Origin of the sequence: Pararobbsia alpina (genome assembly GCF_965118125.1) — a bacterium.
GTDB classification, from domain to species: Bacteria; Pseudomonadota; Gammaproteobacteria; order Burkholderiales; family Burkholderiaceae; genus Pararobbsia; species Pararobbsia alpina_A.
Genome location: NZ_OZ221287.1, coordinates 951,063 through 969,582 on the forward strand (window position 1 = coordinate 951,063; position 18,520 = coordinate 969,582).

At 62.8% G+C, this 18,520-nt stretch carries 15 protein-coding genes and 1 riboswitch; of the genes, 2 read left to right on the forward strand and 13 right to left on the reverse strand.

Annotation, left to right across the window (positions count from 1 at the left end):
- Positions 1-62: 62 nt before the first annotated feature.
- The 5 genes from gmhB to ACMFWR_RS04090 all read right to left on the reverse strand — a co-directional run bounded on the left by gmhB (position 63) and on the right by ACMFWR_RS04090 (position 6,618).
- Positions 63-623, reverse strand: a complete 561-nt coding sequence (gmhB, locus tag ACMFWR_RS04070; protein ID WP_413193743.1) for a D-glycero-beta-D-manno-heptose 1,7-bisphosphate 7-phosphatase — start codon at positions 621-623, stop codon at positions 63-65.
- Positions 623-2,731 (reverse strand): glycine--tRNA ligase subunit beta, encoded by a 2,109-nt coding sequence (glyS, locus tag ACMFWR_RS04075; protein WP_413193744.1) that lies wholly within the window; start codon positions 2,729-2,731, stop codon positions 623-625. Before glyS ends, gmhB begins: the two co-directional genes overlap by 1 nt.
- 84 nt (positions 2,732-2,815) lie before the next feature.
- Positions 2,816-3,757, reverse strand: coding sequence for a glycine--tRNA ligase subunit alpha (glyQ, locus tag ACMFWR_RS04080; RefSeq protein WP_413193745.1), 942 nt, complete (start codon positions 3,755-3,757; stop codon positions 2,816-2,818).
- A gap of 151 nt (positions 3,758-3,908) precedes the next feature.
- The gene (lnt, locus tag ACMFWR_RS04085; RefSeq protein ID WP_413193746.1) at positions 3,909-5,753 is read right to left on the reverse strand and encodes an apolipoprotein N-acyltransferase; all 1,845 of its coding nucleotides are present in this window, start codon (positions 5,751-5,753) and stop codon (positions 3,909-3,911) included.
- Positions 5,731-6,618, reverse strand: coding sequence for an HlyC/CorC family transporter (locus ACMFWR_RS04090; protein ID WP_413193747.1), 888 nt, complete (start codon positions 6,616-6,618; stop codon positions 5,731-5,733). Before ACMFWR_RS04090 ends, lnt begins: the two co-directional genes overlap by 23 nt.
- Positions 6,619-6,770: 152 nt before the next feature.
- Between ACMFWR_RS04090 and ACMFWR_RS04095 the strand changes: the two genes are divergently transcribed.
- The gene (locus tag ACMFWR_RS04095; RefSeq protein ID WP_413193748.1) at positions 6,771-7,355 is read left to right on the forward strand and encodes a DUF4337 domain-containing protein; all 585 of its coding nucleotides are present in this window, start codon (positions 6,771-6,773) and stop codon (positions 7,353-7,355) included.
- 8 nt (positions 7,356-7,363) lie between these two features.
- Here the strand turns inward: ACMFWR_RS04095 and ACMFWR_RS04100 are convergent, their stop codons facing one another.
- From ACMFWR_RS04100 to glpK, 7 genes are all read right to left on the reverse strand, one after another.
- Positions 7,364-8,065, reverse strand: a complete 702-nt coding sequence (locus tag ACMFWR_RS04100) for a gamma-glutamylcyclotransferase (RefSeq protein WP_413193749.1) — start codon at positions 8,063-8,065, stop codon at positions 7,364-7,366.
- Positions 8,066-8,079: 14 nt separating this feature from the next.
- Complete coding sequence (gene ybeY, locus ACMFWR_RS04105) at positions 8,080-8,544, reverse strand: rRNA maturation RNase YbeY (protein WP_413193750.1); 465 nt, start codon at positions 8,542-8,544, stop codon at positions 8,080-8,082.
- 5 nt (positions 8,545-8,549) lie between these two features.
- Positions 8,550-9,704, reverse strand: a complete 1,155-nt coding sequence (locus tag ACMFWR_RS04110; RefSeq protein WP_413193751.1) for a PhoH family protein — start codon at positions 9,702-9,704, stop codon at positions 8,550-8,552.
- Complete coding sequence (gene miaB / locus ACMFWR_RS04115; protein ID WP_413193752.1) at positions 9,701-11,062, reverse strand: tRNA (N6-isopentenyl adenosine(37)-C2)-methylthiotransferase MiaB; 1,362 nt, start codon at positions 11,060-11,062, stop codon at positions 9,701-9,703. The genes ACMFWR_RS04110 and miaB overlap by 4 nt, the downstream gene beginning before the upstream one ends.
- A gap of 247 nt (positions 11,063-11,309) precedes the next feature.
- Positions 11,310-12,020, reverse strand: a complete 711-nt coding sequence (locus tag ACMFWR_RS04120; RefSeq protein WP_413193753.1) for a hypothetical protein — start codon at positions 12,018-12,020, stop codon at positions 11,310-11,312.
- A 165-nt stretch (positions 12,021-12,185) separates the two neighbouring features.
- Complete coding sequence (ribB, locus tag ACMFWR_RS04125; protein ID WP_413193754.1) at positions 12,186-12,890, reverse strand: 3,4-dihydroxy-2-butanone-4-phosphate synthase; 705 nt, start codon at positions 12,888-12,890, stop codon at positions 12,186-12,188.
- Positions 12,891-13,110: 220 nt separating this feature from the next.
- Positions 13,111-13,273, reverse strand: a riboswitch (FMN riboswitch).
- 225 nt (positions 13,274-13,498) lie between these two features.
- Complete coding sequence (gene glpK, locus ACMFWR_RS04130) at positions 13,499-15,004, reverse strand: glycerol kinase GlpK (protein WP_413193755.1); 1,506 nt, start codon at positions 15,002-15,004, stop codon at positions 13,499-13,501.
- A gap of 711 nt (positions 15,005-15,715) precedes the next feature.
- Between glpK and ACMFWR_RS04135 the strand changes: the two genes are divergently transcribed.
- Positions 15,716-16,519 (forward strand): ferritin-like domain-containing protein, encoded by an 804-nt coding sequence (locus ACMFWR_RS04135; protein WP_413194775.1) that lies wholly within the window; start codon positions 15,716-15,718, stop codon positions 16,517-16,519.
- Between the two features lie 232 nt (positions 16,520-16,751).
- Here the strand turns inward: ACMFWR_RS04135 and ACMFWR_RS04140 are convergent, their stop codons facing one another.
- Entirely contained in the window at positions 16,752-18,500 is a 1,749-nt protein-coding gene (locus ACMFWR_RS04140) for a DEAD/DEAH box helicase (RefSeq protein WP_413193756.1), read from the reverse strand.
- Between the last annotated feature and the right edge of the window lie 20 nt (positions 18,501-18,520).

An 18,520-nucleotide genomic window follows, 5' to 3' on the forward strand; every position in this document is an offset into this window, starting at 1 on the left:
GGTTACCGGGACGCGTATCCGCATCGATACCGATCGCGGCGCATCACCGGCCTGTCTTGCGGCTAGGCGTGCTTGTCATCGCGCAACCACGCGCGCGTGAACGCCAGCAGGTTGTCGTGCACCACGGTGCCCTCTGGCAGGCCACCTGCGGCCAGCGTCGATTCGCCCTTTCCGGTGAGCACGAGATGGGTCTGGAAGCCTTCTTTCGCCCCGGCCTGGAGGTCGCGCAGCGAGTCGCCGACCACGGGCGTTTGTGCGCGATCGATATCGAAGCGCTCGGCAATCATCTTGAACATGCCCGAACGCGGCTTGCGGCATTCGCAATTGTCCTGCGTCGTATGCGGACAGAAGAACACCGCATCGATGCGGCCGCCGAGCGCCGCGAGCGCCGTATGCATCTTCTGGTGCATCGCGTTGAGTGCCGCCATATCGAACAGCCCCCGTCCGATGCCGGACTGGTTCGACGCGACGACGACGCGGTAGCCCGCCTGATTGAGCAGCGCGATCGCCTCGAGACTGCCTTCGATCGCCACCCACTCGTCCGGCGATTTGATGAACAGGTCCGAGTCGACGTTGATCACGCCGTCGCGGTCGAGTACGACGAGTTTGCGTGGCGAAGTCATCAGGCGGCCAGCTTCGAAATGTCGGCGACGCAGTTCATCTGCGCGTGCAGTTGCGAGAGCAGTGCGAGGCGGTTTGCACGCAAGCCCGGATCTTCCGCATTGACCATCACGTCGTTGAAGAACGTATCGACGGGAGTACGCAAGCTGGCCAATGCCGTCAACGCACCGGCGTATTCGCGCGCGGCAAGCTGCGTCTGCACGACCGGCGTGACGCTCGCGAGCTTGTCGAACAGATCGCGCTCGGCAGCTTCGCCGAGCAGCGCGGCGTCGACAGCCAGCGTGGTCGTGCCGGCGCCGTCGGACTTCTTGAGGATATTGGAAATCCGCTTGTTGGCCGCTGCAAGCGCATCGGCTTCGGGCAGCGTGGCAAACGCGCGTACGGCGTCGAGGCGCGCGACGATATCGTCGATACGCGCCGGCTGCTGGCTGACGACAGCTTCGATTTCGTTCGCCGTATAGCCGCGGTCGCGCAGCAAGCCGCGCAGGCGGTCGAGCAGAAACGCATAAATCGCGTCGACCGAGTCTTCCACGTGCGGTTGTGTCGCGAACTGTGCGTATGTCAGTTTCAGAAGCTGCCTGATATCGAGCGGCAGACCTTGCTCGAGCAGAATGCGCAGCACGCCGAGCGCATGACGGCGCAGCGCGAACGGATCCTTTTCGCCGGTAGGCGCGAGGCCGATGCCCCAGATGCCGGTCAGCGTTTCAAGCTTGTCGGCGAGCGCGACGATCGTCCCTGTCTGCGTCGTGGGCAGCGTATCGCCTGCAAAGCGCGGCTGATAGTGTTCGGCGCAGGCTTGGGCCACATCGGCCGGTTCGCCGTCATGCAAGGCGTAGTAGCGGCCCATCGTGCCCTGCAACTCGGGGAATTCGCCGACCATGTCCGTCAATTGGTCGGCCTTCGCGAGGAATGCGCCGCGTTTGGCCAGCGCGAGATCCGCGTGCATCAGCGGTGCGATCGCTGCGGCGATCGATTCGATGCGCAGCACGCGCTCGAGCTGCGAGCCGAGCTTGTTGTGATACACGACGTTGGCGAGCAACGGAACGCGATCCGCGAGCTTTTTCTTCTTGTCCTGCTCGAAGAAGAACTTCGCATCCGCGAGGCGGGGGCGCACGACGCGCTCGTTGCCTTCGACGATTTCGCGAGGTGTATCAGTCGCAATGTTCGACACGATCAGGAAGCGCGAACGCAGCTTGCCGGACGCATCCGTCAGCGCGAAATACTTCTGATTCGTCTGCATCGTGAGAATCAGGCACTCCTGCGGGACGGCCAGGAATGCGTCGTCGAACGCGCATTCGTAGACGACGGGCCACTCGACGAGCGAGTTGACTTCGTCGAGCAGCGCTTCGGGCATCACAACCTGGTCATTGCCCGCTTTGGCGAGTAGCGCCGTACGAATCTGTTCGCGACGATCCGTGTAGCTTGCGACGACGCGCCCTTCATCGAGGAGTTGTCGGGCGTAGGTGCTCGCGCTCGTTACGTCGAACGCCCCCTTCGAAAGGAAGCGATGGCCCGTGGTTTCACGGCCGGCCGTGATGCCGAGTGCGGACACCGGCACGACCGCATCGCCATGCAGGGCGATCAGCTTGTGCGCGGGGCGCACGAACTGGACATCGTCGCCGTTGGGCCGCTGATACTTCATGACCTTCGGAATCGGCAGCTTCGCGAGCGTTTCGTCGAGCGCGGCCTGCAGGCCTTCGGCCAGTGTGGCGCCCGGCGCCGTGTAGCTCAGGAAGAAGGCTTCCGCCTTGCCGTCCGACGCACGTTCGAGCTGATCGATGCCGAGGTCAGGGAAGCCGAGCGCGGCGAGCTTCTTCGCGAGGGGCGGCATCGGCTCGCCCTGTGCGTTCAGCGCGACGGAGACGGGCAGCACCTTTTCGCGAATCTCGCGCGAAGGCGCGACGCTGCGCACGTTGTGCACGATGACGGCAAGACGTCGGGGCGTGGCAAACGCCTCAGCGGCAGGTGCGGTGGCGTCGATGAGCCCGCGCGATGCCAGACGCTCGGCAATGCCTTGCGAAAACGCATCGGACAGGCGTGCAAGCGCCTTCGGGGGAAGCTCCTCGGTCAGCAGCTCGACGAGCAGCGAGGCGGTAATGTGATCGGTCATGGTGCTCAGCGTAGCGGTATCAGGTGCGGCGTGCAGGCGGCGCGGTGTATCGGTTTGTCGTGTCGATGTGTCGGTTCGACGGTCTCAGGCTTGCGCGGCCGTCGCAGCCGCGGCCCGCAATGCGGCACCGGCCGCGCCGAGCATCGGGAAACCCAGCCGCTCGCGCGAGTCGAAATACGCCTGCGCGACGAGACGCGACAGATTCCGGATGCGTCCGATATAGGCGGCACGCTCCGTCACGGAAATCGCACCGCGGGCATCGAGCAGGTTGAACGTGTGTGCGGCCTTCAGGATCATTTCGTAGGCCGGCAACGCCAATTGCACGTCGAGCAGACGCTTGGCTTCGTTCTCGTAATTCTGGAAGAAGCCGAACAGCATCTCCGCATTCGAATGCTCGAAGTTGTACGTCGACTGCTCGACTTCGTTCTGGTGGAACACGTCGCCATACTTGAGGACGCGGCGTTCGCCGTTTTCTTCCCATTCCGTCCAGATCAGGTCGTACACGTTCTCGACCTTCTGCAGATACATCGCGAGGCGTTCAAGACCGTATGTGATCTCGCCCAGCACAGGCTTGCAGTCGAGGCCGCCGACCTGCTGGAAGTAGGTGAACTGCGTGACTTCCATGCCGTTGAGCCAGACTTCCCAGCCTAGGCCCCAGGCGCCGAGCGTCGGGTTTTCCCAATCGTCCTCGACAAAGCGCACGTCGTTTTGCTTGAGATCGAACCCGAGCGCTGCGAGGGAGCCGAGATAGAGATCCAGAATGTTCTCGGGCGCCGGCTTGAGCACGACCTGATATTGGTAGTAGTGCTGCAGGCGATTCGGGTTTTCGCCGTAGCGGCCGTCTTTCGGACGGCGCGACGGCTGGACATAGGCGGCGCGCCACGGCTCCGGGCCGATCGCGCGCAGGAAGGTCGCGGTGTGCGACGTGCCGGCTCCGACTTCCATGTCGTACGGTTGCAGCAGTGCGCAGCCTTGCGCATCCCAGTAGGACTGGAGCTTGAGAATGATTTGCTGGAAGGTGAGCATCGTTCTGTTCAGTGCGGTCGCCTTGCGGCCTGGCCATGCGTGGGCTCTCCCCGAAGGGGCAAACCGCGCGCGTTGAGCGAAACGACGAATTTTACCCGGAGTTCGGGCCGACACTGCGATTTCGGCTCGCGGGGTCGCCCCGGGCGGCCGGTTACGCGTCGACGCGGCTCGCGCAGCGGGTGCGATCGCGGCGTACGCGCCAGGCGAGGGCGACCAGCAGAAGGATCGAACCGCTGATGACGGGCCAGTTGCCGACCACGATATATGGCGTGAGCCCGTCCATGCCTTGCACGGTGCCCATTAGCGAACCGACCGTGAACGGCGTGAGCCGGCCGGCGACTTCGCCGCTTGCGTCGATCATTGCCGTGATGCCGGTGTTCGTCGAACTCAGCATCGGACGTCCTGTCTCGATCGATCGCATGCGCGCCATCTGCAGGTGCTGCTCGAGCGCGATGGTGTTGCCGAACCAGCCGAGGTTGCTCGTATTCACGAGGATCCGTGCGCGAGGAACCTGATGACGCAGACTGTCCGCGATCTCCTCGCCGAAGATGTCTTCGTAGCAGATGTCGGGGGCGATCGTCGTGTCCTTGACCGTGAACGGCTGCTGGAGCGCGGGTCCGCTGTCGGAGTCGCCAAGCGGGATTTTCATCATCTCCACGAACCAGTGAAAGCCGGTCGGGACAAATTCACCGAAGGGGACGAGATGGTGCTTGTCGTACTGGTACACGCCGTTCTTGCGCGGCGTCAGGCCGAACAGGCTGTTCTTGATATGCGTCGGGCCCTGATCGGTCATGATGGCGCCGAATGCACCGAACAGCAGCGCCGATTGCGTCTGGTCGGCGAACTGGCGAATCGTCTGCACGAACGGTTCGGGCAGGTCCTGCACCAGCAGCGGGATGGCGGTTTCGGGCGTCACGATCAGATCGGCCGCGTGAGAGGTGATAAGCGACTGGTAGAGCGCCACCGACTGATCGACGCCGGCTTGCTCGAATTTCATGCTTTGCGGCACATTGCCCTGCAGCAGGCGCACGCTGATCGCCGAGCCGCCCGGGTGTGTCCACTGAATCCAGGAGACGCCCATCCCCCCGATCAGCACGCACAAAGCGACGATCACGGGCGCGAGCCGCGCGCGCGATGGCCGCTGCTTTTCGCGGGGACGTGCGTTCGTGACGCGAGGCGCGGCTTGTCCGGAGACGTCATCTGCGTCCCCGCCATACGGCGGTTCGGTCGTTGTGTCGCCGGTCGTCGACCCGGCGGCTTGTTCATGACCGGGCGCCGAAGCTGCCGAAGTGGTCGAAGTTGTCGACGTTGTTGAAGCCGATCGCTCCGCACGACGCGCTTCGAGTTGCCGATGACGCTTGGGTTCGCGCGGAGCGGGATTCGGGAGCGCTTTCCATCCCAGCACCGTCTGCACCAACAGCGCCGCGACGAGCGCCACCGCAAAGCCGACGCCATAGACCCCGAAAATCGAAGAGAGTCCTGCGAGCGGGCCATCGACCTGCGGGTACCCGCTGCTGAGCCACGGAAATCCGGTGAGCATCAGTCCGCGCAGCCATTCGCCGATCGTCCACGCGGCGGCAAAGGCAACGCTTGAACGCCAGCCGACGCCGTTCGACACGCGATACCAGAGCGCGCCCGCAAGCGCCGGGTAAATCGCGAGATACAGCGCAAACAGCACCACTGCACCCCAGGCTAACGGTGCCGCAAGCCCGCCGTAATCGTGCATGCTCACATAGAGCCACCACACGCCTGTCACGAAATTGCCGAAACCGAAGGCGCCAAGCCGAAAAGCAGCACCGGCCGTCGAGCGCGCCCGCTGAAGCACGAGAAAAGCCGCTGCGACGATCAGCAACTCGAGCCAGCCGCCGCCCGGTGTCGGCGCAAAGGAAAGGGTATTGAGCGCGCCCAGCGCCGCGGCGCCGAGGATATGCAGGCTCGTCGCCCATGCCGGGCGTCGAGTGGTCGTCGTGGTGTCAGAGTGCTTCGTCAGTTGCATCGGCCGGTCGGTGTGTCGGCTCAGGGTCCCGGCGGACCAAAAGCATATGAATCTGCCGCGCGTCGCCGCGCAGGATCTCGAACGACAGATCGTCGATCTTGACCTTCTCGCCACGATGCGGGACGCGGCCGAAGCGATGGGTCACGAGGCCGCCGATCGTATCGACTTCGTCGTCGCTATAGTGCGTGCCGAATACGTCATTGAATTGACTGATCTCGGTCAGCGCGCGCACGCGGTGCCCGCCGTTCGGCGCGGCAATGATGTTGTCTTCTTCTTCGTCGAAGTCGTACTCGTCTTCGATATCGCCGACGATTTGTTCGAGCACGTCTTCAATTGTGATCAGACCCGCGACGCCGCCGTATTCGTCGACAACGATCGCAATATGGTTCCGATTCACCCGGAAGTCATGAAGCAGCACATTGAGGCGCTTCGATTCAGGGATGAATACGGCAGGGCGAAGCATGCCGCGCACGTCGAATTCTTCTTCGGCGTAATAGCGAAGCAGGTCTTTGGCAAGCAGGATACCGATGACATTGTCACGGTTGCCCTCGAACACCGGATAGCGCGAGTGCGCCTGTTCGAGCACGTAGGGAATGAAGTCCTCAGGCTTGTCGGCGATATTGATCGCGTCCATCTGGGCGCGCGGGACCATGATGTCGCGCGCGCAGAGTTCTGCGACCTGAAATACCCCCTCGATCATCGACAGCGAGTCGGCGTCGATCAGATTGCGGCTGTGCGCGTCCTGGAGGACTTCGAGCAGTTCAGCGCGCGATTCGGGCTCAGGGGAAATAAGATCAGTCACACGCTCGAGCAGCGAGCGTTTTTTTTCAGGGGATCGTCGACTAGGAGGGTGAGGGTCGTTCATGTCTCGGCGTCCCGGACGGGCCGGCGCGCTGTGGCGGAACGCACAGGATACACCATGGTCATGACGGGAACCGCCTCATGGGCAGAGGCCTTTTTTCGCTGTAACATGCGCCGGGCCTTACAGACGGCGGGAATCGCCGGGAGAATCGGGGAATGTCGGATTTCGAAGTACACGGACCGCACGATCACGCGGTCGAGCACGCGACGGAACACGCCGCGCACAGTTCGGACTCGATGGCGTCGCGCGTGGCCGTGATGACGGCTGTGCTCGCGACCGTCGGCGCGATGGTGTCGTACCAGAGCGGCAATGCGGAAAATCTTGCGCTGTACTACAAGAACGAAGCGGCGATCCGCAAGACCGACGCCGCGAATCAGTGGGCGTACTACCAGGCGAAGGGCGAGAAGCAGAACCTCGCCGACCTCGGCGCGCAGCTGTCGGGGAACGATCCCAAGGCGCTCGAGCATTTCTCGAGTGAGGCCGCGCGCTACAAGTCGGAGAAGGAAGCGATTCGCAAGCAGGCCGAGTCGCTCGAGGCGCAGGTCAAGGAAGCCGACGAGAAGAGCGAGACGCTGCTGCATCGTCACCACCGCTGGGCGCAGTCCATGATGGTCGTGCAGATTTCGATTGCGCTCGCGGCGATCACTTTGCTCGTGCGCAAGTCCTGGCTGCAGGTCTGCACGTTCGGCGCCGCGGCGACCGGCATCGTATTGGGCGCGCTGGCGATGCTCGGTATCTGACGCTGACGTCAGGTGCAGCGTCTGAGCAGGTCTTCGAGCGCGAGGTCGGGCATGCCGCACTCGCGCAAGGCGGCGACGGTGCGTGTTACGTAGTCACGGGTCGTGCCGTACCGGCCCGATGCGCACTGGAACACGTGCCGGACCATCGCGTCCTCGAGCTTGCCCGTATAGGTCAGCGCTTCGCGGCGCATGACGAACGACAGCGCCTTGATGCGGCGCCCATCCGCGAGCGAGCAGTTCAGCCAGGCGGGACGATACGATCCCATGGCCATTTCGCGCTTCCAGAGCGCTTCGAGATGCGGCATCGCGCTTCCGCCCTCGATCCTGAAGGCCATCCCCGGACACGAACCGCCACGATCGAGCGCCAGCACGAGCCCGGGTATTTCGGGCGTACCGCGGTTCACCCGGGACCACAGGTAAAGCCCCCGGTGATAGCCGTGCACGCGGGCGCGCACGCTCTCGATCGCCGGCATGCCGGGATTCCAGATCAGCGATCCATAACCGAACATCCAGAGATCGGCCTGCCTGTCCCAGTGCGAGAACGCGCCAGCGAGCGACGTCGCGAGTTCGTCGTCGGTCAGGTGGCGGGGTTCGCCAAGAAACGGAGGGTAGCCTTCGCAGCAGGACTCGCTGTTCGTCGGTGCAAGCCCGTCTGCAGCCAGGTCTGCGGGTGTGTCCGCGCCGTTGTCCTCAGGTTTGTCGGATCCCATGGCGGCTCAGCGGCTTACTGTTCCCGGTACGGATCCGGAAAGCCGAGGCCGGCCAGCACCTCGGTCTCGATACCTTCCATCTCCGCGGCTTCGTCTTCGTCTTCGTGATCGTAGCCTTGCGCATGTAGCACGCCGTGCACGATCAGATGCGCGTAGTGTGCTTCGAGCGGCTTGCCTTGCTCTTGAGCCTCGCGTTCGACGACGGGGCAGCACAGGATGATGTCCCCCGTGACCGGGTCATCCTCGGATTCGGCATAGGCGAACGTCAGAACGTTCGTCGCGTAGTCCTTGCCGCGATAGCTGCGATTCAACGCGCGCCCTTCATCGGCATCGACGAAGCGCAGCGTCAATTCGGCGTCGGCAAAGAGTGTCGCCTTCACCCAACGCACGACCGTCGCGCGGCTCAGCAGGGCCTTGTGTTCAGCGAAGGCCTTGGCTGCAAATTGCAACGAGAGCGTCAGTTGCGGGGTTGTCGCCATGTTGCTCAGCTTTGCTGCGGTGAGGTGTCGCGGCGCGACTGGCCGTTGCGACCGCCATGAAATCCTCGCCCGCCGCGGTCATCACGCGACCTGCCGTGATCGTCGTCATGATCGTTCGCGTGCTCGGCCTGGTGCGCCTCGTATGCGTCGACGATACGTGCGACCAGCGGATGCCGCACGACGTCGGCGCTCGAAAAGCGCGTGATCGCGATGCCGCGCACCTTCTGAAGCACTTCCTGCGCTTCAATAAGCCCACTCTTCTGCCCGCGAGGCAAGTCGATCTGCGTCGTATCGCCGGTGACCACCGCTTTCGACCCGAAGCCGATCCGCGTGAGGAACATCTTCATTTGCTCTGGCGTCGTGTTCTGCGCCTCGTCAAGAATGATGAACGCGTGATTCAGCGTGCGTCCGCGCATATACGCGAGCGGCGCGACCTCGATCATCTGGCGTTCGAACATCTTCGCCGTTTTGTCGAAACCGAGCAGGTCATAGAGCGCGTCGTAGAGCGGGCGCAGATACGGGTCGACCTTCTGCGAGAGGTCACCCGGCAGGAAGCCGAGACGTTCGCCGGCCTCGACGGCCGGACGCGTGAGCACGATGCGCTTGACCTGGTCACGCTCGAGCGCGTCCACCGCGCAAGCGACGGCCAGATAGGTCTTGCCGGTCCCGGCAGGCCCGATACCGAAGGTCACGTCGTGCGCGAGCACATTCTTCAGATACTCGCGTTGTGCCGGCGTGCGGCCGCGCAGGTCCGAGCGTCGCGTATACAGCGTGGGCGCGCCCTCGTCCGTGTCGTTTGCCGTCGCGTCGAACGGATGATCCGGATCGTCGCCACTTGCACTGGCTTCGGTCTCGCGCGGCTTGAAGTCCGCATGACGCATGCGCGGATCGAATTCGGGGTGACGCGATTCGACCAGCGCGAGCTGCACGTCGTCGACCGACAGCGGATCGCGTGCGCGATTGTAGAAATTCTCGAGTGCCGTGATGGCGACGCGTGCCGCATGGCCGCGGACCGTCATCCGGTGGCCGCGGCGCGTGATTGTCACGTCGAGTGCTTGTTCGATCTGACGAAGGTTTTCGTCGAGCGGCCCGCAGAGGTTGGCGAGCCGCGCGTTGTCGTCCTTCGGAGCGGTGAATTCCAGGTGCGGGATCGGTTTCATGCAGCCTGGTCGTCGCTCATCACGATGACACCGCGCAGCGAGTGCGGGTACGCGTGGTTGATTTCGATATCGATCATCTGTCCAATCAATCGCTTGTGCGATGCGAGAGGGGCCGGGAAGTTGACGACCCGATTGTTTGCCGTACGGCCCGCGAGTTCCGACGGGTCCTTGCGCGATGGGCCTTCGACGAGCACGCGCTCGATGTTGCCGACCATCGACTGACTGATCTTGAGCACGTTCGCCTCGATCGTCGCCTGCAGGATCTGCAGACGCTTGAGCTTGACCTCGTGCGGCGTGTCGTCGCTGAGGTTCGCGGCCGGCGTGCCGGGGCGCGGGCTGTAGATAAACGAGTAGCTCGTGTCGTATTCCATTTCGTGCACGAGCGCCATGAGCTTGTCGAAATCGGCGTCGGTTTCGCCCGGGAAGCCGACGATGACGTCGGTCGACAGCGCGAGGTCCGGCCGAATCGCGCGCAGCTTGCGCACGATCGACTTGTATTCGAGTACGGTGTAGCCGCGCTTCATCGCCATCAACACGCGGTCCGAGCCATGCTGGACAGGCAGGTGAAGGTGGCTCACGAGCTTGGGCACCTTGGCATACGTGTCGATCAGACGTTGCGTGAATTCCTTCGGATGCGACGTCGTATAGCGAATGCGTTCGATGCCCGGAATATCCGCGACGTATTCGATCAGCGTCGCGAAGTCGGCGAATTCCGACGAGCCATCGCCGTAGCCGCCGCGGTACGCGTTGACGTTCTGGCCCAGAAGCGTGACTTCACGCACACCTTGATCGGCGAGGCCTGCGATTTCAGCGAGCACGTCGGGCATCGGGCGCGAGACCTCGTCACCCCGCGTGTAGGGCACGACACAGTAGCTGCAGAATTTGCTGCAGCCTTCCATGATCGACACGAATGCGGTCGGACCTTCGACCTTCGCGGGCGGCAAGTGATCGAACTTCTCGATTTCGGGGAAGCTGATATCGACCTGCGAGCGACCGGTTTCACGACGCTTGTTGATCATCGCGGGCAGGCGATGCAGCGTCTGCGGACCGAACACGAGATCAACGTAGGGTGCGCGGGACACAATCGCCGCGCCTTCCTGGCTTGCGACACATCCGCCGACGCCAATCACAAGATTGGGGTTCGCTTCCTTAAGGGCCTTGACGCGGCCGAGGTCGGAGAAGACTTTCTCCTGGGCTTTCTCGCGGACCGAGCAGGTATTGAACAGGATCACGTCCGCATCTTCGGGCGTATCCGTCTTTACGAGACCTTCGGCGCTACCGAGCACATCGACCATTTTGTCGGAGTCGTACTCGTTCATCTGGCAGCCGAACGTCTTTACATACACTTTCTTCGTCATACTTTTCGCCGATCGCAGTGGTTGACCTGGGGGCGTTTAGGGGAAAAGACGAATTATAGACCTTTGACGGGATGCGGCTGCGCTCGGCCGGATGGCCAGGAGAGGGCGGCGGATGCCGGAAAGGCGCAAAGCGGGCTGGCGAGTGGGATGCCAAAAAACACCGGCCCAGCACTGCGCTGGTCCGGTGTTGGAACGAGCGGGCGCAGGTCGGCGAAGTTTCGCCGACCTGCGCCACCCAGCGACGGGGTCAGTGTGCTGACTGGTGAACCGCTGCTCCGGAGAAGGCAGCAATTTTGTCCAGATTGGACAACGCTGCGACACCGACACTCGAAAGCACGGCGGCGACAACGGAGGCCGCGTACATTTTGTGCGACAGCGACGATACTTTGTCTTCGAGTCGGTCGAACCGCTTTTCGACGGCTTCGAAGCGCTTGTCAACCGCGTCAAAACACTTGTCAGAGTCTTGTTTAAGCTCGTCAAAGCGCTTGTCGACCGTCTCGAAGCGCTTGTCGACGGCATCGAAGCGCTTCTCTACATCTTGCTTGAAGTCGCGGTTTTGCCTGACCACGAAGTCGAGCCGCACGTCGATGTCTTGCTTGAGCTGGCCGACGCACATATTGGTGTTGTCGAACTCCGAGTCGACATGTTTACGAAGATCGTCGATGCGTGTATCCAGGCTACGGCGATGTTCTTGAATACTGCGTTCGAGTCCTCCGACGCGTTGATCGAGCGCCACGACACCATACGCCACGTTGTCGAGCAGAGTGCCGGAATCGGGCCGGCCCGCAGAGGCTGCGGGGGCATTCCGCGAAACCTGCTTTGCGCGTTTTGAATAGCGTTCTCGCATGTTGGAAACCGTCTTGTGTTGGAAAAGGGTCGATTTTCGAAGACCGACATCGGGCATCTTCAAGACACCCGGTGTCGGCAAGCCCGCTTGGACTGCAAGGTCGAAGGACATTGTTCTACTCCCAGTCGTTGGCGCGCGAATAGGTGCCGCCATCACAAAAGAGAGCCTACGCCTCGTTCGCGGGCTTTTCGAGGTAACCCAATCCCTTTACGTGTCAGACTTTTCGGAATGCGACCACGCGACAATCCGTCGCTAGCGGGATGTGCGACGAACTGATTAGGACAGCAATGCGTCGGCAACATCCGTCGCTGCGTCGTCGACGGATCTTCCATGCCCGTGCGCGACGCTCAAGGCGCGCCGATATTCGACGAGTTCGTCTATGGTCAGGCAGGGCAGCCCGTGCTGTTTTGCAAAGCGCGTGACTTCTTCGCCGCGCGACATCGTGCCGTCCGGGTTCATGAGTTCGCACAGTACGCCCGCGGGTTTCAGGCCAGCGAGTCGGGCGAGATCCACCGTGCCTTCGGTGTGGCCGCGGCGCTTGAGCACGCCGCCGGGCACGGCCCGCAGCGGGAACACATGCCCCGGGCGTGCAAGATCTTCGGGCTTTGCGCCGTCAGCGATGGCTGCGCGAATCGTCGTCACGCGATCGGCTGCCGACACGCCGGTCGTTACACCGTGACGTGCCTCGATCGTGACCGTGAATGCCGTGCCGTAGCGGCTCGAGTTCGACGCCACCATCGGAGGCAGGTCGAGCGCACGGACTTGCTCATCGGTCAGGCACAGGCAGACGATCCCGCTGCAGTCGCGGATGAACATGGCCATCGCTTCGACGCTCAGACGCTCGGCGGCAACGACCAGATCGGCTTCATTCTCGCGATCGTCGTCGTCGAAGAGAGCAACAGGGCGACCTTCGCGCATTGCATCGAGTGCGGCGGCGATCCGCGCGGGAACAGGGACAGAAGGGTGGGGCAGGTAAGACATGAAACGCTCCTCGCAAGCCATAAGGCGAAAAACGTTTCAGGGCAACGCGGTCAATGGCCGACCCTGGCGGCCGGACGCAAACCGTATACACGAAAGACGTGCGAAAAAAGCTCGCACGAAAAAGCACACACGCGCCCGGCCAACGCCCGAAGCGTTGGCTGCCCGTGATTCGTATATATCGTTTCGCACCGCCAGCCGCTCAAGGGCAGACCGTACTCCCGCGCATCTTCTCTCATCCGGACTCTGACCGTCGGCTCTGGCTTCTCACCAGATCTGCTGACCTTGCGCCTGTGAATCGGATGCTGCGGCGCAAGCGCTCGCGGGCTCGCCAGATTGCCTGGCATACCGCCGGTGGGGAATTTCGCCCCGCCCTGAAGACGCACTTGTTCACGCATGGCAATCGAACCCGGCCTTGAACGAAGACCCCGTCCACCCGTCGAGTCACAACGACCATGCAGTGCACCAAGCTTAACTCATGCACGAAACGCTTGCAGGAGGTGGCCCGCTCTAAACCAAGGTCTTTCAGGCGCCGGCGCGGCAAGTTTTATCCGACTCGCCGCACTTGATAGAGTCCGCGTATTCGATCGCCCGCGGCTGTGCGGCGTTGCTCATTCAGCATCGGCCCAGGCCTTCGCCGCGTTGACCGCACGATGCCAGCCACGCAGTTGTCGTCCCGCATCGTCGCGCGAGATGCCGGCGGTGAAGTGTCGATCGGGTTGCCATTGCGCCGCCATGGCCTCGATGCTCGGCCAATACCCTACAGCAAGCCCGGCGAGATACGCCGCACCCAGTGCAGTCGTCTCGATGACCTTCGGGCGCACGACGTCGATGCCAAGCAGGTCAGCCTGGATCTGCATAAGCAGGTTGTTCGCGACGGCGCCGCCGTCGACGCGCAGCTCGGTGATCGGCTTGCCCGCATCGGCCTCCATGGCACGAAGCACATCGATCGACTGAAACGCGATGCTGTCGAGCGCCGCGCGAGCGAGATGGGCGGCCGTCGTCGCGCGCGTGGCGCCGAACATCGAACCGCGCGCATGCGCGTTCCAGTGCGGTGCGCCAAGCCCCGCGAAGGCCGGCACCAGGTAGACGCCGTCACTGTCGCCGACCGATCCCGCGAGCCCTTCGATTTCGGATGCGTGCCGGAAGAGACCCATGCCGTCGCGCAACCATTGCACGACCGCGCCACCGATAAAGATGCTGCCCTCGAGCGCGTAATCGACACGATCGCCGATCTGCCATGCGATGGTCGTGACCAGACTATTCTTCGATTCGATCGGCGTGCTGCCGGTGTTCATCACGAGGAAGCAGCCTGTGCCGTAGGTGTTCTTGACCATGCCAGGCTCGATGCACATCTGGCCGAACAACGCCGCGTGCTGGTCACCGGCGATGCCGGCGATGGGGATCGGTGCGGCGAACAGCGACGGATGTGTCATGCCGTAGTGTTCGGACGATGCACGGACTTGCGGTAACAACGCTCGCGGGATATCCAGCGCCTCGAGGAGTTCGGTATCCCAATCTCTCGAGTGAATATTGAACAGCATCGTGCGCGACGCATTGGTGATATCGGTGATGTGCATCGCACCGTGCGTCAGGTTCCACACGAGCCAGCTGTCGACGGTACCAAATGCCAGTTCGCCGGCCTCCGCGCGCGTACGCACGCCTTCGACGTTGTCGAGCATCCAGCGGATCTTGGTCGCCGAAAAATACGCATCGACGGGGAGTCCCGTCTTCGCCCGGATCGTCGGCGCAAGCCCTTGCTGCTGAAGGCTCTCGCACAATGCCGCTCCGCGACGGTCCTGCCACACGATCGCGTTGTACACCGGCTGGCCCGTCTTGCGATCCCAGATCAGCGTGGTCTCGCGCTGATTCGTGATGCCGATGGCAGCGATCTGCGCGGGCCCGAGGCCCGCACGTGTGACCGCCTCCGCGGCGACCCCTGCCTGCGTCGACCAGATTTCGCGCGGGTCGTGCTCGACCCAGCCCGAGAGCGGATAGATCTGCCCGAATTCCTTTTGCGCGGCAGCAACGATGCTCCCTTTTTGATCGAACACAATCGCGCGTGAGCTGGTCGTGCCCTGGTCGAGCGCGAGGATGTACTGGGCCGGATTCGGCATGCAGATGTCTCCGTGTTGTCTTTGTGGGGGCGTGCAATCGGTGTCGGACAAGGTAACAAACTCATCGGGCATTGTCGCGCATCGGCTCGATGTGACGTCGGCTTCGCCAGATCGTGTTCGCGTAAATCAGAAATCTCTCGCTTTCGACATGCTTCAGGATGTGCTTCAGGTTGCTGAATATTGCTGTAAGTCAGAGACGCAAGGGCATGCTTCGACGTGCTTGGAATGGACGAAAACGCCAGCCGGTCGGGCTTCCAGCCGCGTGTCACGCTGTGTGTCAGCTTGCCGAAACTTCGTCTCCTGGCACTCTGGCGGGCACGAATTCTGCGAATGACCAATAATAGGATAGACACCCGGGTGGAACCGAAGCGCGCACGAAACAGTCTGTCGACTAAGAACGAGCGAATTCTGATCCACCGTTGAGCACAGTCGGCGGTATCGAAGCGGCATCAGGCGGCTCACAACCCGGCGGGCAATGGCAGCGATGGAACGCGGCCTGCTCGTTGCGATACGAGCGCTGCGCCTTGCATGCCACCCCGGGTGTGTCTCGTTTCGGTTCGGATTGCGATCTGCTTGCAGTACATGGCTCATCGCCTTGCATCACGCGGCGCACGGCCGGCCCCAGCCGGCGGGCTACGCACACACCCGCGTGATCACAAGGCCTCAGCACGACTGGAGGGCGGGAAAGTGCAAAGTGAAAACATTGTTGTGATGCCGTGGAGGATCGAGGACATCGACCTTTCGCGCATCGATCAGCGCGCCGCGACAGCAGATGAAGACTTGATGCTCTTGCTCTGTGCGTCATCGTTTATCGAAAGCGGCTCAGACCTCTACACCTCGAATCTGTCGACGTACTTCGGCGACGACAGCGAAATATCGGGTTGGCTCAACGATCACTGGGAGCATGAGGAACTGCAGCACGGACGTGCCTTGCGTGCCTATATCGAGCATGTCTGGCCGGACTTCGACTGGGACCTTGCTTTCAGGAATTTCTTCGAAGAGTATTCGAAGACCTGCTCGATCGAAGGCTTTGAAAAGTCACGCGCACTCGAGATGGTGGCACGCTGCGTCGTCGAGACAGGGACCGCAACCCTGTATCGCGCCATTAGCGAGCTCTCGACCGAGCCCGTGCTCAAGGAGTTGACCGGCTTGATCCGGGCGGATGAAGTGCGTCACTACAAGCACTTCTTCAAATACTTCCGCAAGTACAACGAACGAGAAGGCAACGGCCGCATCGCGGTGCTTGGGGCGCTGGCGCGCCGCGTTGTCGAGATCAAAAGCGAGGACTCGGAGATCGCGCTGCGTCACGCGTTCGCGATCCGGTATCCCGATCGAGCCGACGACAAGGCCTATCTGAAGCAGAAGTGTGCGCGCGTTAACGCGCTGGTGCGGCGCAACCTGTCTGCCGATATGTGCGTGAAGATGTTGCTCAAGCCGCTCGATATCCCCCCTCGCATCTCGCCGGGCGTGCACTATCCGCTGGCCAAGATCACGCAACACGTGTTCTTCCGCTAGTCGGGAGCGGTAGCGCCGAAAGCGTTTATACCGAATGAACGGTTATGTCGGTATGCGCGGCGCCACGTGGCGCATGGACGCTGGCGCGCCCCTTCCGGGACAGGCAGGAACCGGGAACTCAAAACACAAACGGCCGCATCAGCGGCCGTTTTTCTGTGTTTGTCTTCGACATCCGTCGTTTGCGCATTCACGCGTCGTCATTCAGACGTCGCGCGTTGCTCGGGCGTGTGCTTCAGTCGCCGCGATTCTTCGTGCTCGGCTGAGCGTGCGCGCCGCCGTGCGAAGGATGCGCTTTCGACTGCGCGTTGCCGGGACCTCCGCCGAGGATCGCGGCGCGACGGCCCGTATTGGCCGAGCGATTGCCCGGGCGGCCCTGGTTGTCGCCAGCGTGATCGTTATGAGCGCGGCCTTCACCCTGGCGGGCATTGCCGTGCTGAGCGCCTCGCGGGCCTTGAGCGCGATCGCCGCTGTTGCCGCTGCCCGAACCACCGTTTCGATAACCGCCTCCGTTCGAGCCACGACCTTCCGTGCCCGAACGCTGACCACCTTGCCCATGAGCCGGGCGGCCGTCTCGATCGCCCTGCGCCGAGCGGCCAGGCTGACCGCCGCTCGAACCGGCGTTCGCGCTGCGACCCTGGCCCTGGCCGTTTGCCTGGCCTTGGGACCGGCCCCCGCGACCTTGTCCTGCGCGTTCGCCACTTTGCCCCGAACGCGCACCTTGCGATGCACCCGGCGCATTGCGGCGTTGGCCGTTGCTTCGCTGTCCGCCGCCTTGTCCGCCACGTTGACCGTCGCGCTGTCCGCCGCTGCGCCGTTGAATCGGCTCCGGCTTGGCGGTGGGGTCCGGTTCGAAGCCGGGGATGACCTCACGTGGCAACGAGCGCTTGATCAGCTTCTCGATATCGGCCAGCAGCTGATGCTCGTCGACGCACACCAGCGACACCGCCTCACCCGTTGCGCCCGCACGACCCGTGCGGCCGATCCGGTGAACGTAGTCTTCCGGCACATTCGGCAGATCGTAGTTGACGACGTGCGGCAGCTGGTCGATATCGATGCCGCGCGCCGCGATATCCGTGGCCACGAGCACCTGCAGGCTCGCGTCCTTGAACTCCGACAACGCACGCGTGCGCGCCGACTGGCTCTTGTTGCCGTGGATCGCCATCGCCGTGATGCCGTCCTTGGACAACTGCTCGGCCAGACGGTTTGCGCCGTGCTTCGTGCGCGTGAAGACGAGGACCTGGAACCAGTTGTGTTCGCTGATCAGATGCGTGAGCAACTCGCGCTTCTTGTCCCGGTCGACCGGGTGAATCTTTTGCGAGACCGTTTCGGCCGTCGTATTGCGGCGTGCGACTTCGATCATCGCGGGCCTGTCGAGCAGATCGTCGGCGAGCTGCTTGATTTCTTCGGCGAAGGTCGCCGAAAACAGCAGGTTCTGACGTACCCGCGGGAGCGCGGCCATCACCTTGCGGATGTCGCGGATAAAGCCCATATCGAGCATCCGGTCCGCTTCATCGAGCACGAAGATCTCGATGTGCGACAGATCGATCGTCTTTTGCTGGAGGTGGTCGAGCAGGCGGCCCGGCGTGGCGACGACGATATCGACGCCCCGGCGAAGCTGGTCGATTTGCGGGTTGATGCCCACACCACCGAACATCATCATCGACTTGAGCTTCACGTACTTCGCGTATTGGCGAACGCTTTCTTCGACCTGTGCGGCGAGCTCACGCGTCGGCGTCAGGATCAGTGCGCGAATGACGGGCTTGACGGCACGATTCGGCAACGGATTCGAGATGAGGCGATGCAGGATCGGCAGTGTAAAGCCTGCCGTCTTGCCGGTACCCGTCTGGGCGCCTGCGAGCAGGTCGCCGCCTTCGAGGACGGCCGGGATAGCCTGTCGTTGAATCGGGGTGGGTGTTTCGTAGCCGAGTTCACGGACGGCCCGCACGATTTCATCGGCGAGGCCCAGTTCAGCAAATGACATGTATTGCCTAGGTATTGCGG